This window comes from Methylotenera sp. G11 (assembly GCF_000799735.1).
Taxonomy (GTDB): Bacteria; Pseudomonadota; Gammaproteobacteria; order Burkholderiales; family Methylophilaceae; genus Methylotenera.
This window is the reverse complement of record NZ_JUHH01000001.1, coordinates 2,393,281-2,412,163: the sequence shown is the minus strand read 5'-3', so window position 1 is coordinate 2,412,163 and position 18,883 is coordinate 2,393,281. Positions and strand designations below refer to the sequence as shown.

Sequence of the window (18,883 nt, the reverse complement as noted above, 5' to 3'; positions counted from 1 at the left end):
TCCAGAAAGGTTGATTCAGTAAAACAACACCACTACTATGCAATACGCCTGACTTGAATATTCCATAGATAGATTTTTTCCGATTCTTGTTTTTCTTACTCCGGCTGTGTGCCTATGCCCAGATCCGCGCCATCCTCGAACTGGGATAGCCATTCCACGACCAGAGGATGGAACTTGGTCATGCCTTTGTATTCGATCAGGTCCGGATGCATGGTTTTCTGCACGCGATACAGGCGTTTTGCCCATCGCGGATAAGTTGCGATATCCTTAAGGCTGATCAGGTAGCAGCGGATGCTGAATACGATCGCATTGCTGCGCGGCAGCCGGAACAGGCTCTGCAGTTCAACGCGCAGGTGAATCAGGTCACTGACATTCTCCGCGTTCACTTTATTCCTGTCTCCACCCCAGTACGGGTAGTTCTCTGGGGAAGTATCCAGCCGCGGGTTCACTGTCATGGTCCAGTTAAGGCGGCGCACCGGGTTAGCAAGCTGCAGGTTGAGCAGGAACTTGAGTGCCCGATCCATCACACCGAGCTCGGTTGCCCTCGGTACCGGGCCATGCCACTCCCGCCAGGACATGCCGACATTGAACGCGAGCGACCAGTCAGCCTGGCAGGTCACCATGCCTGCATCGGCATATAAAGTCTCGTCGCGCTGGTCGAGCAGCACGAAGTCGCCCTGCACCTGCCGCCCCATATAGTCAAGCGGTTCCCTGGGCAAGGTTGAACTGTCACCGAAAGTGAACGTGTCGTGAATGCCCAGCGGCCTGTTTTCCCAAGTCCAGCTTGATCCGTTTTTAGTTAAGGTGAAATGTTCCGGGTAGTCGTTAGCAAGCGATTCCATCGTCAGTTCAAGGAAATCCCACTGCGCATCCATCATGTGCGGCAGCGCCTGATACCTGCCGGCATCCTGCTCCAGCGTAATGGCCCTGTCCTTGCACTCGGCAACATAATGCTCGTCTACATCAAACGGAAACTCATATACCGAGCCAGGCTTGCCTTTTGTATGCGGCTCAATATTGACCGAATACATATATTGGTCTTCAGGAAAAGGAAACGGAAACCGCTTGATCGCTTCCTCTGAATTTTTGTAGGTATAGTCGTCCCTAAACGTCTCTTGCTTAAAATTGAGTGCCATTTTTTGCCTTATCCAGCCACTTTTAAATTTATAAATATTAATAAAACAGTCAATATCCGCAGCTACAGATCCAGCACCAGGCGTTTACCTTTTGTGCGGGATACGCACGGCATGATTTTGCTGCACGAGGCTTTTTCTGATTCCGTCAGGAAATGGTCATTGTGTTCAAGGCCGCCGTCACACTCCAGCACGCTTAATTCACAGCGTCCGCAGACGCCGCCACGACACAGGTAATCCGCCTGTACGCCGGCAGCTTCAATCGCCTCCAGCATGCTCATTTCGGCAGGCACCTGAACTTCGATATTGGATTGTGCCAGCTGCACTTTGAATGTCTCGCCTACCGGTGGCGCAAGGAACTGCTCGTTATGCACATTGCTGTCCGGCCAGCCGAGGTTCTTGGCCGTTTCCAGCACCGCAACCACCATAGGCGATGGTCCGCACACATACACATGCGTGCCTAATGGCTGGCTCCGCAGCAATGCTTCCATATCCAGCCGGTGGCCATCACTGTCGCTGTGACAGTGCAGTTTATTGCCGCAGGCTTTCTGCAACTCTTCAACGAATGCAGCCTGTTTATAGGACCTGAAAGCGTAATGCAGTTCATAATCCGCGCCGATCCGGTTGAGGTCTTCAATCTGCGACATGAACGGCGTAATGCCGATGCCGCCTGCGATCAGGACATGCTTATGCGCCATTTTAGCCAGCGTAAACAGGTTGACCGGATGCGTGATCTTCAGCGTCATGCCGACACGGACATTTTCATGCATGTAAGCCGAACCGCCCCTGGAGTTCTCCTGGCGCCTCACCGAAATATGGTAGGCATCGGTGTCTGTCGGCGACCCCATCAGCGAATACGGATTCCGGTAAGTCCTGCCTTCCGCATCCATTGCAACCACGATATGGCTGCCTCCCGAAAAAGGCGGCAACTGCGAACCATCTTCTTTTACAAATTTGAAATGTTTGATCAGCGGGGTCACTTGTTCAACCGCAGCCACTCTTACGTCTATCATGTTCATGGGTATATCTCCTCAATAGCAGGCAACTCTCCTGGAGATTCGGCGTCAACCATTAACCCCATGTACGCCCCCAGGTTTCTTGAAAAATGGTCACGTACAAAAAGCATGCGTTCACAGCCGCAGCACTGCACGATATTGGTGGTGACGTTTCTGGTAATAGCCTTGCAATGTACGCAGTAAACGCTGCGTGCCAATGTATCGGTCAACTCTTTCATGATGTGGTCATTTTCGACGCCGAATGGCTTCACCACCTTGGCAACATCCCATATAAAACCTTCTGAACCGGCAACATAGATACGCAAGCCCATGCGCATATGCGGCATGATGCTTTTCAGCTCGGTCAGCAGGTCTTCTTCAAACTTGAATACATGCAGGTTATCGGGGACTATTTTTTTCAGGGTTGCAGAGTAATCGACTTCCATCTGCGCGTATTTCGCATACAGCACCGTGACAGGCTGTGCGGGATGCATCTGTTGAAACAGCTTCAGTGCCGCCATACCACCTATACCGGCAGCAAGCACCAAATGCGAGGTTGCTTTTTCATGCCACACCAGCGAGGTATAGACAGGTTTACTTTTAATCCAGTAACCGCGTTCCATAGTAATCTCTTTTAATAAATAAAATTGCTTGTAATAGGCTGCTGTTACGCACAGTCATTTCATCTGTCTGTAACACTCTGTTAACAAGACTATAGAAATAGTGTGGTAGGGAAAATTATCTTGAAGTTGTACTACAAAAGGGGTAGGCCTGTAGCGGCAAGGCAAGCGCAGCATATTGCCGCCAATAAAAAAGCAGGGCACATGCATGTGCCCTGCCTGTAACAAACTGCCGGCTATCAATCCCGCTGCGGGAAATTAAGCGGCCAGCTGGTTCCTCAGCTCTTCTTCCATCTCGAATATATCGGCAACGATACCGTATTTAGCAATGGTGAAGATCGAAGCGCCCGGATCCGTATTCACGGCAACAATGGTAGGCACATGCTTCATGCCGGCCATGTGCTGGATAGAGCCGGAAATGCCCAGTGCAACATAAAGCTTGCATGAACCAACCACTTTGCCTGATTGACCAACCTGCCTTGATTTAGGCAGCCAGCCGGCATCGGCGATCGGACGTGAGCAGCATAATGTCGCGCCTGCCGTTTCAGCCAGTTCGCGGAATTGCTCAACGTTGGTTTCTTCACCGATACCACGGCCGATCGACATGATGAAATCAACCGTTGTAATATCGATGTCGTTACCGCCGCCAGCTTCAATATAGTCTTTGTTCTGGCTGCGTGACTGCACCGCAGGCAGGTCAAAGTTAGTCACTACCGGGCTGGCACTGCCTTCCAGAGGCTTGAATACGCTTGGGCGCACTGTCAGCACTACGGTTGCCTTGCCTGGGAAATCAACTTCGACGTTGACTTTCTGGTTATATCCGCCACGCGTTGCAACCAGGTCACCGCCCTGATATTCAGCAATGAACACATCCGTAGCAAAACCGTAACCGGCTTTGCTTGCCAATGTAGAAGCGTAACCGAGTGAATCCACTGAGTGCGGCAGCAGCACGACTGACGGGCTGTTTGATGCGATCAGTGCAGACACGGATGCTTCAAACACGTCCGGGTCAAAATCTGCAGACGGGCCTTTCACCACAACCACTTCATCCACACCGTTTACGGATAAAGCCGGCACGAAGCTATCGGCCTGGCTGCCGATCACGGCGACGACCACCTTGTCATCGGCACCTTGTTTAAGTCCGTTTGCAGCGCCGATCAACTCAAAAGTTACCGGGCGTAACTCGTTGCGGCGATGTTCTGCAATAACCAATATTTTGCTCATAATTATGCTCCTTTGAATTCATTAATAATTTGGATGATTTTTGCCGCCTGCTCTGCCAGCGTACCTTCAATCATCGTTGCGCGACCCTTCTCAGGAACATACATGCGGCGTACGCGTGACATGGATTTAGCAGCGCCTACATCATCTGCTGAAAGGCCGAGGTCTCCCAGTGAAACCTCTTCAATCGGCTTGGTTGCAGCCTGCTTGATACCGCGCAGTGAAGCGTAACGTGGTTTGTTAATACCCAGCTGGATGGTCAGTACTGCCGGGCAGTTGATTTCAACTTCCTGCAGCAGGCCGCCTTCCAGCTCGCGGCGTACTACGGCTTTATTGTCACCTGGTTTGTATTGCAGGTCTGCCACCACAGCCGCATGCGGCCAGTTCAGGTAAGATGCCACTGAAATACCGGTCGATGCATAAGCCTGGTCAGATGACTGCACGCCTGCAAACACCATGTCAGGCGCTTCTTTCTTGATCGTTTCTGCCAGGATGCGGCCGATCACAACGGCATCGGAACCTTCTGCGCTATCGTCCCAAACCCTGATGGCACGGTCAGCACCTTTGGCAAGGCATTTACGCAGGCTCTCATCCACGCGGTCAGGGCCTACTGAAACCACCACCACCTCGACTTCAGTATCACTTGCTTCCTTGATTTTCATCGCTTCTTCAAGTGAATAGTCGTCCCATTCGTTTAAGTCATACAGCATGAAATCTTCGTCTACGTCCTTGCCGTCAGCCCGTATCTCGAAATCTTCTTCCAATGCTGCTACCTGTTTAACCGCTACTAATATTTTCATACTCTCCGTCTCCTTATAACTTCGTTACCAACAATGTACCTTGCGTTAATTGGTGCAATATTTTTAACTGCCCACCGATATACCGAGAACCTGACCTGATAATCAGGGTCTTCACGTAAATTCCATTTATCCAGCTCATGCATGCTGGGATTCGCTACCATCAATATGCGATGCAGGTAGTAGGGGTCTTCCAGCAGCGGCAATAACGTGTGCCGTGTCGCCGCCTTGTTTAAAATGACCCCCCTGCGCACATCCGCTTCGCCAGATGCCACCAGCTTCTCCAGGATCCGCTGCGGTGTGTTCGGGTTGTTTGCCACCCCGCTCAGCACATCCACATCTTCATCCTCTGCCAATGCGACCAGCAGTTCCGGCGGCGAATGGTGCTGATAAGCCACGGCAGCGCGCACCCACGCATTGCTATCTGTCGCCAGCGATTCAAGCAGCTCCAGCGGGCATTGCGCATTTCTTGCCACCGCCCTCCTGACATCCGCCTGCGCATCAGCGGCAAACGCTTTCAACACTGGCAAAGGTGCAATCTCATTGCGTGCCAGACGTTGCCGCACCCAGACATCCGTATCAACCAGCAGCTTCACAATGTGCACTGGCAGCAGATCATCACGTGATGCGATTTCACGCCTTACCAGTTCACTTCTGTCATTGATCAGATCGCTGATCAATGACACCGGCGTAGCGGCATTGGCAGCAACGCCGCACCTGACCCCGGCATCATCACTTCTTGCATATCTGCCAAGCGTATCGACCGTCACCCTTTTATCCCTGGCCAGCGTACGCATCACCAGCAGGTCTTCACTGTCCATCGCCTCTGCGATGAGTGCATCCGGGCAATTCACGTGGCCAATAATGGCTGCCTGGGTATGCAGGTCAGACTGCCTGTAGATTCGCTCAAGCAAATCAGCCGGTGCCGAGATGTTTTGCGCGATATTCTTATTGACGGCGACACTCAATTCATCCTCTGCCAGCCGCGCCGATAAACAAGTCAGCACTTCAGCATTGGCCGATGGGTTCTTGCTGAGCGCCAGCAAGCTCTCTGCATCCTCTGCATGCAGCGCAATCGCTTTTAAAATACCGGCTTCACTGTTGCGATGCTGCGCAATGAGCTTGGTTAAATCCAGATTCTTTTTATTGCTTGCATCTACATACAGGTTGGATAAAACCCCGGCTGCCGTATTCGGGTTCTTATCCAGCCTCAAATCCACTGCGTCGTCGCCAATGCCAGACAATGCTGCCAGCACTGATGCAGGTGTGTGCTCCCATCTGGCAAGTGATAATGCGGTACGCCTTGTGCCCATCATCTGTGCTTCGAGCCGCCTTTTTGAGGCGCCCGTCGCCAGTTCATGAACTGCGGCGGCTACATAAGGATCACCTGCCTTGATTGCCAGCTTAACGAGTGCATCAGCGCTATCCTGCATTTTCATCTCACTCGGCGACTGCAGTTTCTTCCCATACTTCGTACTCAACGCACTCGTCAATCAGCTCGATCAGCTCACGTACCACGAACTTGCCTTCATAACCTGACGTTTTAAGCGCATCTTCAAACATGGTCAGGTCTTTAGGACAGGAAACGATGAACACATCCAGGCCTTCAATCTGACCAGCTTCACGCATACGGTTAGCGGATGGTTTTTCGATACCTACCGGATCAGGGATCCAGATACGGCCGCCACCGGCACCGCAGCAGAACGAGTTGTCACGGTTACGCGCCATTTCAACCAGCTCACAACCCAGCAGCTTGATGACGTCACGCGGCGCATCAAAGCCTTTGTTATAGCGTCCCAGATGGCATGGGTCATGGAAAGTAACGCGATAATCCAGTTTTTTCTTGAGCTTGATATTGCCATTCTCGATCAACTGCTTCACCAGTGTCGTGTAGTGATTGATCTCGAACTTGCCGCCAAAATCCGGGTACTCGTTGCGAATCGTGTTGAATGAGTGCGGGTCTGTCGTCACAATCGATTTAAAGTCGCAGGATTGCAGCGTTCCGATATTGGAGGTTGCCAGCAGCTCATACAGGCCTTCTTCCCCGACACGGCGCAAGTCGTTGCCGGCGTTCATTTCAGCCTCAAACAGCAAGCCAAAGTTAATACCGGCGTTGTGCATGAGTTTTGCGAATGACCTGGTGACTTTCTGGTTGCGCGGGTCGAATGAAGCGTAGTCGCCCACAAACCAGAGAATATCGACCGGCTCTTTCCTTGCGTCTTTGATTTCAAACGGCAGGTCTTTAGCCCAGCTTGCTCTCTTGCGCTTGGATTCACCGAATGAGTTACCGGTTTTATGAATCGTCTGCAATGTTTTCTCAAGGATAGGTTCCATTTCACCAGCCTCAACCAGGTTACGGCGCATCTGCACGATGATAGGCACGTGTTCAACGGCTACCGGGCAGATTTCCACGCAGGCCAGGCAAGTTCTGCATGACCATAATGTTTCCATGAACACCTGACCCACATCTTTACCGTGAATATCCAGCTCGGCTTCTTTCGGCAGTTCTTTAGCGCTTAATGTTTTATTTGCAAACTCACGCAGCGACAGGATCACGTCACGCGGTGACAACGGCGCACCCACGGCATTGGCCGGGCAGGCTTCCTGGCAGCGGCCGCATTTGGTGCAGGCATCCAGGTGCAGCAGGTTCTTCCAGGTCAGGTCAGTGATGTTTTTATAACCCGCGGTCTTCTGGTCATCCGGAATGCGCGGCAGCCTTCTGCCAGCCAGCGGGTCTTTAAACATCAATGAAGACGCAGCGGTGAAGATATGCTTGATCTTTGTGTACGGAATACATGCGATAAAGGTCAGTGACAGCAGACCATGGAACCACCACAGCACTGGGCGGAATGAGCCGGCGCCATCAGCGGTCAGGCCCAATGCCTGCATGATATGCGCCAGTATCGCACCGACCGGAGACCAGAATCTGTAGTCCCACACATTAGGGCTATCGCTCAGCCATACCAGGCGTGTCGCTTCCAGTACGAAACCGGTGATGCCGATCAGGATGAATGACCACAGGAATGCCCAGTCTTCGCGACGGTATTCGCTGCGATCAAAATCCGGGTCGCCTTCCTGCCTGTCGACGCGTTTGTAATCCAGCTTAGGCAGGTGCATCCATTTACGGCGGTACATCATGTAAATAAGACCTGCAATGACACCCACCCCTGCCAGATCAAGAATCAGCGAGAACAGCAGGTAAAAATTGCCGTACCAGAACTTGACGCCGAATAAAGGCTCAAGAATGTCGTACTCAAGGGTGATGGTTGCAGTGCCGATGAACAGCAGCACAAAACCGAAGAATATCAGGCCATGGGCACGACCTGCACTTTTGTCGCGGCGCACCAGTGTGCGGTGTGTCGCCATGGTTTTAACCATTTCAACAAAACGCTGGAACAATTCGTTCCATGAGCCGTCAGGCTTGCCACGACGGTATTTACGTATCTGTACATAAACACCATAAATAAACACGGCAATGGCCAGATAGCCGATTGCGTAAAATAAATAGATCGCCTTAGGGTTAAAGTCCTGGAAAAGTATTCTAGTGATTTCTGTAGGATCATTCATATGTATCACCTATTTTTTAATTTAATTAAATCCGTATAGCCCTGAGGCAACTTGAAACTGACAATTTGTAACTTACGATTTGAAACTTAAGACTTACAACTTAATATTTCCAACTGGGATAAATGCTTTATTGATTGGGCATGGCCACCGATTTGGCATCGGCGACCATGCATCAGTCATGGTTTAAACCTTGTACACTAAACCTTGTACTCGATTTTGAAATTGCCACCTGGCATATGCGGTGTACCCCAAGCGATGGTTTCACGTTTGTATGGGATAGCAATCTGTGGATTAGCTTCTTCAATCTCACGCGCCACACGGTGACCAGTGAAAGTTGCATCAGCAATCAGACGCGGTGCTTCAGCGTCACCAATCAGGTAGATGCCTTTGATGTCGTTCTCGGCCCACTCTGATTCACGTGCTTTAAGCTCGTTCCACAATGTGCACTCTGAATGACGGCCTGTTACCAGGATCAGTGAATCAAATTCCAGCCAGCGGTGCGTTGTATTGGCATCGCGTGGAGAAACGCCTGGACCACGGTAAGTACGTTTTGAACCGTCACCCCAGATGTTGTAGATCTCCAGACGACCTGGCTCGATCCTTGAGCAGAAGTGGTCACCTAGCTCTTCAACATGCAACTCGTGCAGACGACGCATCATGTTTGGATACTCAAGTGTGAAGTGCATGTAGTTAGCCAGATGCACGCCAGACACGATCGTCACTTCATGACCATCCGTGGCCAGTTTTTCAGCCAGGCTAGGTGCCATGAAATAAGTATCAGCGTTCAGGATCACTACGCGTTTACCGATTTTCTTCTTGCCTTCCATGACTTGTTCCGGTGTCAGCTGATCAGGCAATGAAGCGTCAGCACCTGGAATGGCTTCATGTGTCAGGCAGTTGGTACCGTCTGTGTTCCATTTGGCACCAGTTGCGATAATCACTTTATCCGCGCCGTATTGCAGCACGTCATCAGCTGTCATCGGTTTCTGGCCTAATGCAACCTGGCTTTCCTTGTTTTTCTTAACCAGTTTGTTGATCTGGGTTTCACGGTAATCACGGTGATAGCTCCACTCACCCAAGCCAGGCAAGGTAGTGATCTGGTTCAGATGACCGCCGATTTTTTCAGCTGTATCTGTCAAGTGAACGGTGTAACCGCTTTCCATCAATACACGAGCCGCTTCAGAACCGGATGGACCTGCACCTACGATCAATACTGAATCTTTAGTTTTGGTCTGACGGAATTTCTCTGGATGCCAGCCGCGGCGATATTCTTCACCTGCTGTCGCATTTTGAGTACAAATCATTGGAGGTCCGCCGATTTCCCAGCGAGAGATACAAACGTTACAACCGATACAAACACGGATGTCGTCGTAACGGCCTTGCTCGATTTTTTGTGGCAGGAATGGGTCTGCAATCGATGGACGTGCGCAACCGATAATATCGGCATAGCCTTTAGTCACGATTTCAGTCATTTTTTCAGGATCAACAAAACGGCCAACGCCTAACACCGGTTTTTTAGATACCTGTTTTACGAACTTGGTCCAAGGCACTTGGTGACCTTGCTGGTAGAAACGTGATGGACCTGCATCCTCGCCCCACTCTGCAATATCGCCAACATCCACGTCCCACAAGTCCAGCAGCGGATCGGCAAGCTCAACGAACTTCATACCGTCCACTTCAACTTCGATCTGGCCTGGACCATATACGGTATCCACCGCAAAACGTGTTGCAATCGCACACTCGTCACCCACGGCACGTTTCACTTTTTCCAGAGTTTCCAGCCAGAAACGCGCACGGTTCTCCAATGAGCCGCCGTATTTATCAGTACGCTTGTTGTAGTATGGGTTCAGGAACTGCAGCGGCAGGTATGAGTGCGCGCCATAAACGTAAATGATGTCGAAACCGGCATCACGTGAACGTTTAGCGGCATCTACATAGTATTGCTGCACCTGAGCGATGTCGCTCAAGTCCATTTCTTTACAATAGGACAGTGTTTCGAATTCTGATGCATACTGGCTTGGGCCGCGTGGCGTAGCACGGGATTCCATGTTTGGCGCGTGTGCGCCGCCGTACCATAACTCTACGCCAGCCAATGCGCCGTATTTGTGGACTTCTTCAGTCATTGCGCGTAAATTGCGCACATCGCCTTCGTCCCAGATACGTGCTGACAAACGATGTGTATCGTCTGATTCAGGGTTGATCGAGCAGTACTCGGTATTCATCGCTGCCCAGCCGCCCTCAGCTTTCATTGAGCGGTGCGCTGCCTGGAAGCCAGGTTTATCTGAACCAGCACCAATACAATGCGGTACCTGATAAAAGCGATTGCGTAATGTTTTAGGACCAATCTGGATTGGTTCAAACAAAATGTCGTGTTTTGGATCGCGTGCCATTTTTTCATCTCCGGTTGTGTGAATGGAATTAACTTACCTGCCATTCTCATCGCGATGCCGCGGAGACACAATTACACTCATGGCTTACTACCTAGGTATTACTAGCCGCAACGGCACAAATACCAGTGAAAAAAAGGGGGAGATTCACATCTCCGCCCTTTTCTATTGAACACGGTCAGCCCACCCAGGTGCGAGCCTCGTGTGCTGAGACTACAGACTGTGCATGAACCAGACCAAAACTACGCCGGTGGCGATCGCCAGGTATGGCAGGACGCCGGCACGGTTGGTCACCCCTGTTTCGTGCCCGTCGATATGCATGTCTTCCAGCATCTGTTTAGGGAACACGCCTTTATCCTGAACATAGTGCCTGTAGATAAAGACAGGAATGATCAATGCAGCAAACACCAAACCGGTTTTCAGCGTGCCGTCGCCCCATACGTCAGCGCCCAGGCCCATGATCGCCAGGTTGACATAACCCAGTATGCCACCCAGAGTAATCAGGATCAAAGGTGCTTTATACGGACGCTCCCAGTTTGGACGATCCATTCTGTGGATCCAGCCTGAGTTAAGGTTCAGGAAGTTAAAGATGATGTAGCCGATGTTGGATGCCGCGAGCACAAACACATAATCAGACATCATGAGCAAGATCAGGTTAAAGCAAAGATCCGTCCACATTGCGCTGGTAGGTGCGCCATGCTCATTGACCCGTGACAGATACTTAGGCAGCCAGCCATCCACAGAAGCCTGGTACAAAGTGCGTGAGGAACCGGCCATTGACGTCATGATAGACAGCAGCAAAGCCAATACCATCATAATAATCATCAGGTTACCGATAAATTTACCGCCGCCCACAATGTCAGAGAATGCCGCAGCAACCCCCATGCCGCTATAGATGGAAGCCTCCAGCATGCCGCTGTACACAGCTGGCGTAACCACGGCACCGGCATCATCCAGAACAGCCGGCGTTACCATCTGACCTAAACCTAAATGGCTCTGGAAAGCGATAGGCACCAATGTAAACACCGCGACACACAGCAAACCGGAATAAAAAATAGCCTTGAAGGTATCTGATTTCGGGTTCTTGAACTCACGTGTGTAGCAAACCGCTGTTTCAAAACCATAAGTAGACCATGCCGCAATGAACAGGCCGCCAGCCATCAGCTTCCAGCCTTCAATACCCCACACGCCATCGATCACGTTGCCTGCGGCATCGTGCGCCAGCGGTGCCAGCGGGAAGAAGTTTGCCTGCGCAGTATCACCGGTGATCAATGGCACCAGGCCAATCAGCATCAGCGGAATCAACGCGATAACGCCAAGTATCATCGTGGTTCTTGCAGAACGCAGAATACCGCCATGCTGAATAAAGAATACCGTCAGCAATACCGAAGCACCCAGGATAAACGTCGCGTTAATCCTCAGCGCCAGCCCGGCCTTGATCGCGCTCAGATCCAGCAAAGTCAGCTGCCAGGTATTGATCACGGCATCGGGTGCAAACAGCGCGCTCAGCATGTAGCCTGCCGCGAGCCCGGAACCGATCGCGAGTACCGGCGACCAGGCAAACCAGTTACACCATACGGAAACCGGCGCGATGAACTTGCTATACCTTACCCATGCAACAGCACCATAAATCGATGCACCGCCCGACTTATGCGGAAACAATCCGGCAATCTCGGCATAAGTAAAAGCTTGTATAAAACCAAAGGTAATTGATATCGCCCATATCATCCAAGCAGGCTTACCAACAGTGGCGGCAATCGCGCCGATTGAAAACAGAACAAGCGCCGGAACGCCGCTTGCCACCCAAAATGCACCTTGCCAGCCGATCTTTCTGTGTAACGTCGCATTTTGTACGACGACGTTCTCGGAAAGATCAGCTGAAATTGCATCAACTGACGAATTTGAGCTCAATTTAAGTCCCCTTCAAAAAATAATTTTCAACATCTGGTCATACATAGCTTGTGATGACCTCAATGCAACCGGGTAAAGCGAAAGAATCTAGTCTTACTACTTACTACTTAAACAACCTGCTACTTAATCAACCTGAACATACGGAATCACTACAAAACCCCTAAATGCACGAGTCATTTGATAGCAATCACCGCCCGCCTGCAATCACCACTACGGATTACTCTTTAAGTGGTAGCTGCACCCTTACGGCAATATAAACGTACCCCTCCATACATGCGGCATGTGCAGATACTACTTTTGTGTTACCTCTTCAAGGTGATGTTTAATACCGTGCATACTGTTTAGTATGTGCCGTATGTACTTGATATATAAAGCGGATAAACAAACCCGGTAACCAGGCTACAAACAAACAGGCTGCTGCGTTTGCGTTATTGATAACCAACCCTAGACTGGAATAAAAACATGATAAACCATACAAGTTCTCATCATGCAGTAGAAAAAAAATCCCTCTACGACTCCATCGGCGGCGAGCATGGCGTACAAAACCTGGTTCAGGTCTTCTACGACCTGGTTGAACAGCATCCGGAAGGAACCAAATTGCATCTGCTGCATCTGCGCGGAAACGGCATCGCGCACTCCCGCGTGGAGCAGTTCAATTTCCTGTCGGGTTTTTTAGGCGGTCCGAAACTGTATGTTGAGAAACACGGCCATTCAAATGTCAGGCTAATGCACGAACACGTAGAGATTAACAGCGAAACAAAAGACATCTGGCTCAAATGCATGGATATGGCGATTGACCAGGTCGGCATTAACGCTGAGATAAAACTCAAGCTGATGGCAAACTTTACCACCATTGCCAACGCGCTCGTCAATCGCAGCGACTAGCGAACGGCCAGTCAAAATCCATTTTCCATTGATCAGCATCGGGTATATTTAATATGGCAAACATATCTTCCAATGCGGGCTTAAGCCTGGCATTGCACAAACACTACGCGCACAACCAGCGCTGGGGATTCATGTGGGCATTATGGACAGCCATATTATGGGGCGCGTGGTATGTGCCGGGTACCGCGCTCTGGTCCGAATTCCCCTACTCGGAGATTGCGGTTGACCAGCAATCCATGCGCCTGACGGCAACAGCGGTCATGACCTGGATACATGCGATTACGGTGTTCCTGTTTTTACTGCTCTGGAATACGGTGCTGGGCAAGGTCAAGGACTATGGCCGCACCATCGTCAGGTTCAGGTCCATATCCAAATGGTATGCGCTGGCTTCCCTGTGCGGTGGCCCATTGGCAATTTTCGGTTCTTATATGGCCATGGGCTTTATCGGGCCGGTATTCGCCGCAATCTCGTCTTTGTTTTATCCGGTCATTGGCGCCATTATCGCAAGGTTATGGTACAAAGAAAAAATCTCCAGGCGTGCGGCGATCGGCATGTGCATCATCATTTTTGGCGGCATGATCATCTATGGACCCGGCCTGTTCGGTGAAATGAACGCAAGCAACCCGAATGCCTGGCTGGGGTATCTTGGCGGCATCATGTCCGCAATCGGCTGGGGAACCGAAGGCGCGGTCGCAGCCAGGGCTATGGATGTTTCCGATCCGGATGTCGGCATACACTGCCGTTTTTCTTTTGAAATATTATTCTGGGGCATGCTGATACTGCCGGCACTGGCGCTGCTCACGGACTTGCCAATTGCAGAACTTGTGATCAATACCGTCACGCATAGCAAGGCCATGCTGTGGATATTGCTGGCGGCGGCATGCCATGCCTACTGTTACACGGCGTTCTACAAGAGCTTCAGCCTGATCGGGGTCGGGCGCGGTGAAGCGATAGGCAACCTCTACGCAGTGTTTGCACTGATTTTTATTGCTGCGTTTACCTTGCAGCTCCCGGAATGGTATTTCATACTAGGGCTTATTTTCACGATATTAGGCAGCTTTGTCATGTTCAGTGAATCAGCCGAATCCATTGCCAATCTACGTGATGTCGACCAGTAAGGAGCACATGAATGAAACTGCATCAAAAAGGCTATCTGTTAACCACGCTCAGCAGATCCGGATCACTCTGGGATTATGAGCTCACCAGAAAAGCACTGCATGAATACAGCGAAACCGGTACCTTCAGGGAGAAAACCCTGAACATCGCCCTCGATGAATTATCGGCAGCCGGACTGATACACAGGATTGAAGAAAAACTGGAGACCGATGGCAAGCAATCGAAGCTGCGCTTCAAGTATAAACTGTCTGATTTCGGCGTTTCGCGGATGGTAGATACCGGGCTGCTGCTGCCTTAGCCCTCCGCATTTTAAACACGGCACACCCTATTTAAAGATCGGGCTGGTTGAAAACGATAGCTTGAAAACCATGGGTTTAAAACCATGCCCTGAAAAAGCCGATTGCAACGCAACAGCCAGCCTGGCAGATGATTATCAAACAGATGAACGAAGGAGTAGAAAATGAGTAGTTTTTGGGGTTATGCAGGCGCTGACGTATTGGCGTTTCTGGTCATTGGCGGGGCAAGTGCCGTTTGCCTGATCTGCGCCCGGATATTCGTGCTGTCATCCGGCGAATAAACAAGCCACAAACCAGTCTAAGAAAAAACCGCAGAAAGCACCTGAGCAAGTCCAGGCACCAGACAAGCCCCGGCGGCTTATTAGGAGAGGCGCCCCTCAACGGAGCGTTAAACCCATGAGCCGCCCAAAGCTGCGCGGCTTCACGCCTTCCCCCAATCAGGGGGAAGGTTGGGGTGGAAATGTACCTGTTGCACTATGCAGGCTTTAATTTCATCCCCACCCTAACCCTCCCCTTGCAAAGGGGAGGGCATAATATTACTGAATTTGAATTTCCATATCTTACATGGCCGACGCATCGGTCAAAGCTGATGAGTCGCCGGCAGCGGTTACTCAAGCCAGGCACTATCCAGGCCAAAGATGACGCAGGCATTGATTACGGATCGAACCAGTGCAACCCGTCTGGCAGTTCAACTCAACCATGTACACCATCAGCGATGGCATACAGCTACGTTATGGCAACAAACTCCGTTACCTGCAAACCAAAGCCTGTCATGCTCGGCATTTTGCGCGGCTCGGCCATCAGGCGCATTTTTACCACTCCCAGATCTCGTAGTATCTGCGCACCAATTCCGTAATCTTTGAGCGTGTATTGATTGTTAGCTGGGAAATTTGCTGAATTAATTGCATGGATGACATCCTCACTTTTCTCGTCACGTCTTAACATCACGATTACACCTGCATCCGCTTGGCTGATCATCTGCATCGCATCAGGCAGGCTCCAACTATGGCTCTTGTTGCTGGCATCGAGTAAATCCAGAATTGATAAAGGTTCATGCACACGCACCAGCACGCTTTTATCCGCGGTAATTTCGCCTTTAATCAGCGCCAGATGTGTTTCATTGGCAATAGATTCCTGATAGGCAACTAACTGGAACGGACCGAAAGGGGTTTCGATCTGCCTTTCCGCAACACGTTTTACCAGGGATTCGGTCTGGCTTCTGTAATTGATCAGATCGGCAATCGTGCCGACTTTAAGGTCATGCTTGGTCGCGAAATCCAGCAGATCAGGCAAGCGAGCCATTTCTCCATTATCTTTGAGTATTTCGCAGATCACCGCCGAAGCATCGAGGTCGGCCAGTTTGGCGATATCACAGCCTGCTTCGGTATGGCCGGCACGCACCAGCACACCGCCCTTCTGTGCAATCAGGGGAAATACATGGCCAGGGCTGACAATGTCCATCGGGCGTGCATTGACATGTACAGCCGTCTGTATGGTATGCGCCCGGTCTGCTGCTGAAATTCCGGTAGTAACGCCTTCCGCAGCTTCAATTGAAACCGTGAAGTTTGTGCCCATTTTGGTGCCGTTGCGGGTCACCATCGGGCTCAGGTTCAATTGCCTGCCACGTTCTTCAGTGAGCGTCAGGCATATCAGCCCGCGACCATGCTTGGCCATGAAATTCACGTCTTCAGGCGTCACATACTGCGCCGCCATGACCAGGTCGCCTTCATTTTCGCGGTCTTCGTCATCCAGCAGCACCACCATGCGGCCCTGGCGTATTTCTTCGATGATTTCCGTGATCGGGCTGATGGATTTGCTGCGTTTAAGATACAGATCCATGCCAGGGATCGGCTTTTTCTGCTCTAATAAATTGGCGCTGACGAAATTATTCATGATGTGCTCGCTATCAATTCTGGCTTGTGATGCAGGCATAAGCAGAGTGGTTGTGTATCGATTCAAAGTTCTCGCATTCAACCGTAAAGCTCTTGATGCGCGCGTCTTTATAAAAAGCGGCTGCAATGTCGCGCACCATGTCTTCCACAAATTTCGGGTTGTCGTAGGCGAGTTCCGTCACATACTTTTCATCCGGACGCTTCAGCAAACCATACAGCTCCGACGAAGCCTGTGCTTCTACCATGCGGATAATATCCTCTACCCACATGAAGTCTTTCAGCGCGACGGTTACCGTCACGTGGGAACGCTGATTATGCGCGCCGTAAGCCGATATTTTCTTGGAGCATGGGCAAAGGCTGGTGACCGGAATCAGCACTTTGACTTTCACATCATGATAGGCCTTGGTGATTTCACCGATAAAAGTCACCTCATAATCCAGCAGGCTCTTTACGCCGGAAACCGGGGCTGATTTGTTCACAAAATACGGAAATGCCATTTCTATATGGCCGGACTCTGCCTCCAGCCTCACTGCAACTTCCTTCAGCATTTTGTAAAAATTCTCTATTGAAATCTCATGGGCGCTGCCATTCAGGATCTCAATAAACCTGGACATGTGCGTACCTTTTAAATGCTGCGGCAAATGCACATACATATTGAACATTGCAACCGTATGCTGTGCCTCTCCGGTTTTATCCTTGATCCTGACCGGATGGCGTATTGATTTAATCCCGACTTTATCAATCGCAAGCTGACGTATATCAACCAAATTTTGCACATCTTCTATTGAAAAACCTATTGGCGAATTCATAATTATCTTCTCTCTTCAATAACTTTACTGGCAGCAAACGGGTTTTAAATTTAACTTTGGTCAATACATACGAAGTGATCCACGGCTAAAAAAAAGGGGGCAAATACAAAATATGCAATATTGCAATGCCCCCCAAGGGAGTTCAACTTCGTAGTAAGTTGGGAGATGACGTGTAGTCAAAACTTACAACTGAATTTTCGGACTTACGGCAGCCTGTGACAATCGTCACTAAGGATTACTCCGTTTGGATTAGTTGTTTTATCAGAAACAGCCCATAGAATTAACAACAGGCGAAATTGAATAAAAGAGGATAAATTGAACTCGGTGATGAGTGCAGGAAAGCACCGGCATCAGGCATGATGCGCTTGATTGGCGACAGGCAAACGCCTGGTTCCATAGCGAAAATGCCCTGCGCTACTATCGCAGCGCAGGGCATTTTTATGGCAGATTAATCAGTGATTAATCTTATAAAGGTGCGCGTTGACCGCAGAAGAAACCTACTGCACGGTCAGGTGTGTTGAATGTAACTTTGCAGCCTGATGGGAAGTAAAGCACGTCACCAACAGTTGCAGTTACTTTCTGGCCAGTTTCATCAGAAATAACGAATGTGCCTTCAACAACAATCTTCATTTCTTCGTAATCATACTCATAAACCAGAGCATTACCTTTGTCCAGATGGAAGAAGCCAGCACAGATCGTTTTGTCTTTGTCTGCTGAAACAAAAGTGTCGCCTAAAAATGCTGGCACACCTGCTACGTTCATTGATGGTTGCACATCTTTAACAGCTTGTTTTTTGAATTGAAACGGTTTACTCATTGAAATTCTCCTTAAGGGTTCACTAGAAAGTGTTTGTATTAAATCGTTTCTGGATCAAACCCACAATCATACCTAAGAGGTACTCACTAAGAAGGATGAATCAAATACTTCTACTGCCACCAGGCTATCCATTGCCAGTTCCCCTACCTGGCTTACCGGGCGCAAACCCTTATATCCAGAGCCTTGCCAATGATTCAAGCGGTTCATACCGCCTCTAGCCAGACTGGATATTCTCGGGCGATGCCAAGTGTGCTGCCAGCAGAATGCAGGCATGCAACTTTAAACTATGGGCGCAGTTCTTTTAATAAAAACTCCACAAAAGAAGTCAGTTTCGGCGCCAGCTGGCGCTCTCTCGGATATACGGCATGGATCGGGCGCGAGGCCGGCCAGATTTACCGCGACCCGGCAGGTTTAGCGTTCCCCGATTGAGAAATGGCG

16 protein-coding genes are annotated in these 18,883 nt (G+C 50.3%); 4 read left to right on the top strand and 12 right to left on the bottom strand.

The features are described 5' to 3' along the window. Positions 1-95 precede the first annotated feature (95 nt). From GQ51_RS11310 to GQ51_RS11270, 9 genes are all read right to left on the bottom strand, one after another. Complete coding sequence (locus tag GQ51_RS11310) at positions 96-1,136, bottom strand: heme-dependent oxidative N-demethylase family protein (protein ID WP_047553064.1); 1,041 nt, start codon at positions 1,134-1,136, stop codon at positions 96-98. Positions 1,137-1,198: 62 nt separating this feature from the next. After that, entirely contained in the window at positions 1,199-2,152 is a 954-nt protein-coding gene (locus tag GQ51_RS11305; RefSeq protein WP_047553061.1) for a PDR/VanB family oxidoreductase, read from the bottom strand. Beyond that, positions 2,149-2,751, bottom strand: coding sequence for a dimethylamine monooxygenase subunit DmmA family protein (locus GQ51_RS11300; protein ID WP_047553058.1), 603 nt, complete (start codon positions 2,749-2,751; stop codon positions 2,149-2,151). Before GQ51_RS11300 ends, GQ51_RS11305 begins: the two co-directional genes overlap by 4 nt. A 255-nt stretch (positions 2,752-3,006) precedes the next feature. Continuing rightward, positions 3,007-3,972, bottom strand: a complete 966-nt coding sequence (locus tag GQ51_RS11295) for an electron transfer flavoprotein subunit alpha/FixB family protein (protein WP_047553056.1) — start codon at positions 3,970-3,972, stop codon at positions 3,007-3,009. Between the two features lie 2 nt (positions 3,973-3,974). After that, positions 3,975-4,769: an electron transfer flavoprotein subunit beta/FixA family protein gene (locus tag GQ51_RS11290; protein WP_047553054.1), complete on the bottom strand. Its 795-nt coding sequence runs from the start codon at positions 4,767-4,769 to the stop codon at positions 3,975-3,977. Continuing rightward, the gene (locus GQ51_RS11285; protein WP_081987183.1) at positions 4,766-6,199 is read right to left on the bottom strand and encodes a hypothetical protein; all 1,434 of its coding nucleotides are present in this window, start codon (positions 6,197-6,199) and stop codon (positions 4,766-4,768) included. The genes GQ51_RS11290 and GQ51_RS11285 overlap by 4 nt, the downstream gene beginning before the upstream one ends. Before the next feature lie 7 nt (positions 6,200-6,206). Further along, positions 6,207-8,333, bottom strand: coding sequence for a (Fe-S)-binding protein (locus tag GQ51_RS11280; RefSeq protein ID WP_047553051.1), 2,127 nt, complete (start codon positions 8,331-8,333; stop codon positions 6,207-6,209). A gap of 197 nt (positions 8,334-8,530) precedes the next feature. After that, positions 8,531-10,723, bottom strand: coding sequence for an oxidoreductase (locus GQ51_RS11275; protein ID WP_047553049.1), 2,193 nt, complete (start codon positions 10,721-10,723; stop codon positions 8,531-8,533). A gap of 210 nt (positions 10,724-10,933) precedes the next feature. Continuing rightward, positions 10,934-12,631, bottom strand: a complete 1,698-nt coding sequence (locus GQ51_RS11270) for an APC family permease (RefSeq protein WP_047553047.1) — start codon at positions 12,629-12,631, stop codon at positions 10,934-10,936. Positions 12,632-13,093: 462 nt separating this feature from the next. On the opposite strand from GQ51_RS11270, the gene GQ51_RS11265 reads away from it, so the two are divergent. Genes GQ51_RS11265 through GQ51_RS11255 form a run of 3 tightly spaced genes read left to right on the top strand, consistent with a single transcriptional unit; the run spans position 13,094 to position 14,930 of the window. Then, positions 13,094-13,516: a group II truncated hemoglobin gene (locus GQ51_RS11265; RefSeq protein ID WP_047553045.1), complete on the top strand. Its 423-nt coding sequence runs from the start codon at positions 13,094-13,096 to the stop codon at positions 13,514-13,516. A 53-nt stretch (positions 13,517-13,569) separates the two neighbouring features. Next, complete coding sequence (locus tag GQ51_RS11260; protein WP_052177821.1) at positions 13,570-14,634, top strand: DMT family transporter; 1,065 nt, start codon at positions 13,570-13,572, stop codon at positions 14,632-14,634. A gap of 11 nt (positions 14,635-14,645) precedes the next feature. Beyond that, a complete protein-coding gene (locus GQ51_RS11255; RefSeq protein ID WP_047553042.1) occupies positions 14,646-14,930 on the top strand; it encodes a hypothetical protein in 285 nt (94 codons plus the stop codon). 724 nt (positions 14,931-15,654) lie between these two features. Here GQ51_RS11255 and ribBA read toward each other — a convergent pair. The 3 genes from ribBA to GQ51_RS11240 form a co-directional block, all read right to left on the bottom strand. Next, entirely contained in the window at positions 15,655-16,767 is a 1,113-nt protein-coding gene (gene ribBA / locus GQ51_RS11250) for a bifunctional 3,4-dihydroxy-2-butanone-4-phosphate synthase/GTP cyclohydrolase II (RefSeq protein ID WP_047554188.1), read from the bottom strand. A gap of 67 nt (positions 16,768-16,834) precedes the next feature. After that, the gene (gene folE2, locus GQ51_RS11245) at positions 16,835-17,629 is read right to left on the bottom strand and encodes a GTP cyclohydrolase FolE2 (RefSeq protein ID WP_047553039.1); all 795 of its coding nucleotides are present in this window, start codon (positions 17,627-17,629) and stop codon (positions 16,835-16,837) included. A gap of 465 nt (positions 17,630-18,094) precedes the next feature. Then, complete coding sequence (locus tag GQ51_RS11240; RefSeq protein WP_047553036.1) at positions 18,095-18,445, bottom strand: cupin domain-containing protein; 351 nt, start codon at positions 18,443-18,445, stop codon at positions 18,095-18,097. Between the two features lie 189 nt (positions 18,446-18,634). On the opposite strand from GQ51_RS11240, the gene GQ51_RS12470 reads away from it, so the two are divergent. Further along, entirely contained in the window at positions 18,635-18,874 is a 240-nt protein-coding gene (locus tag GQ51_RS12470) for a hypothetical protein (RefSeq protein ID WP_235276218.1), read from the top strand. The last annotated feature ends 9 nt before the right edge of the window (positions 18,875-18,883 follow it).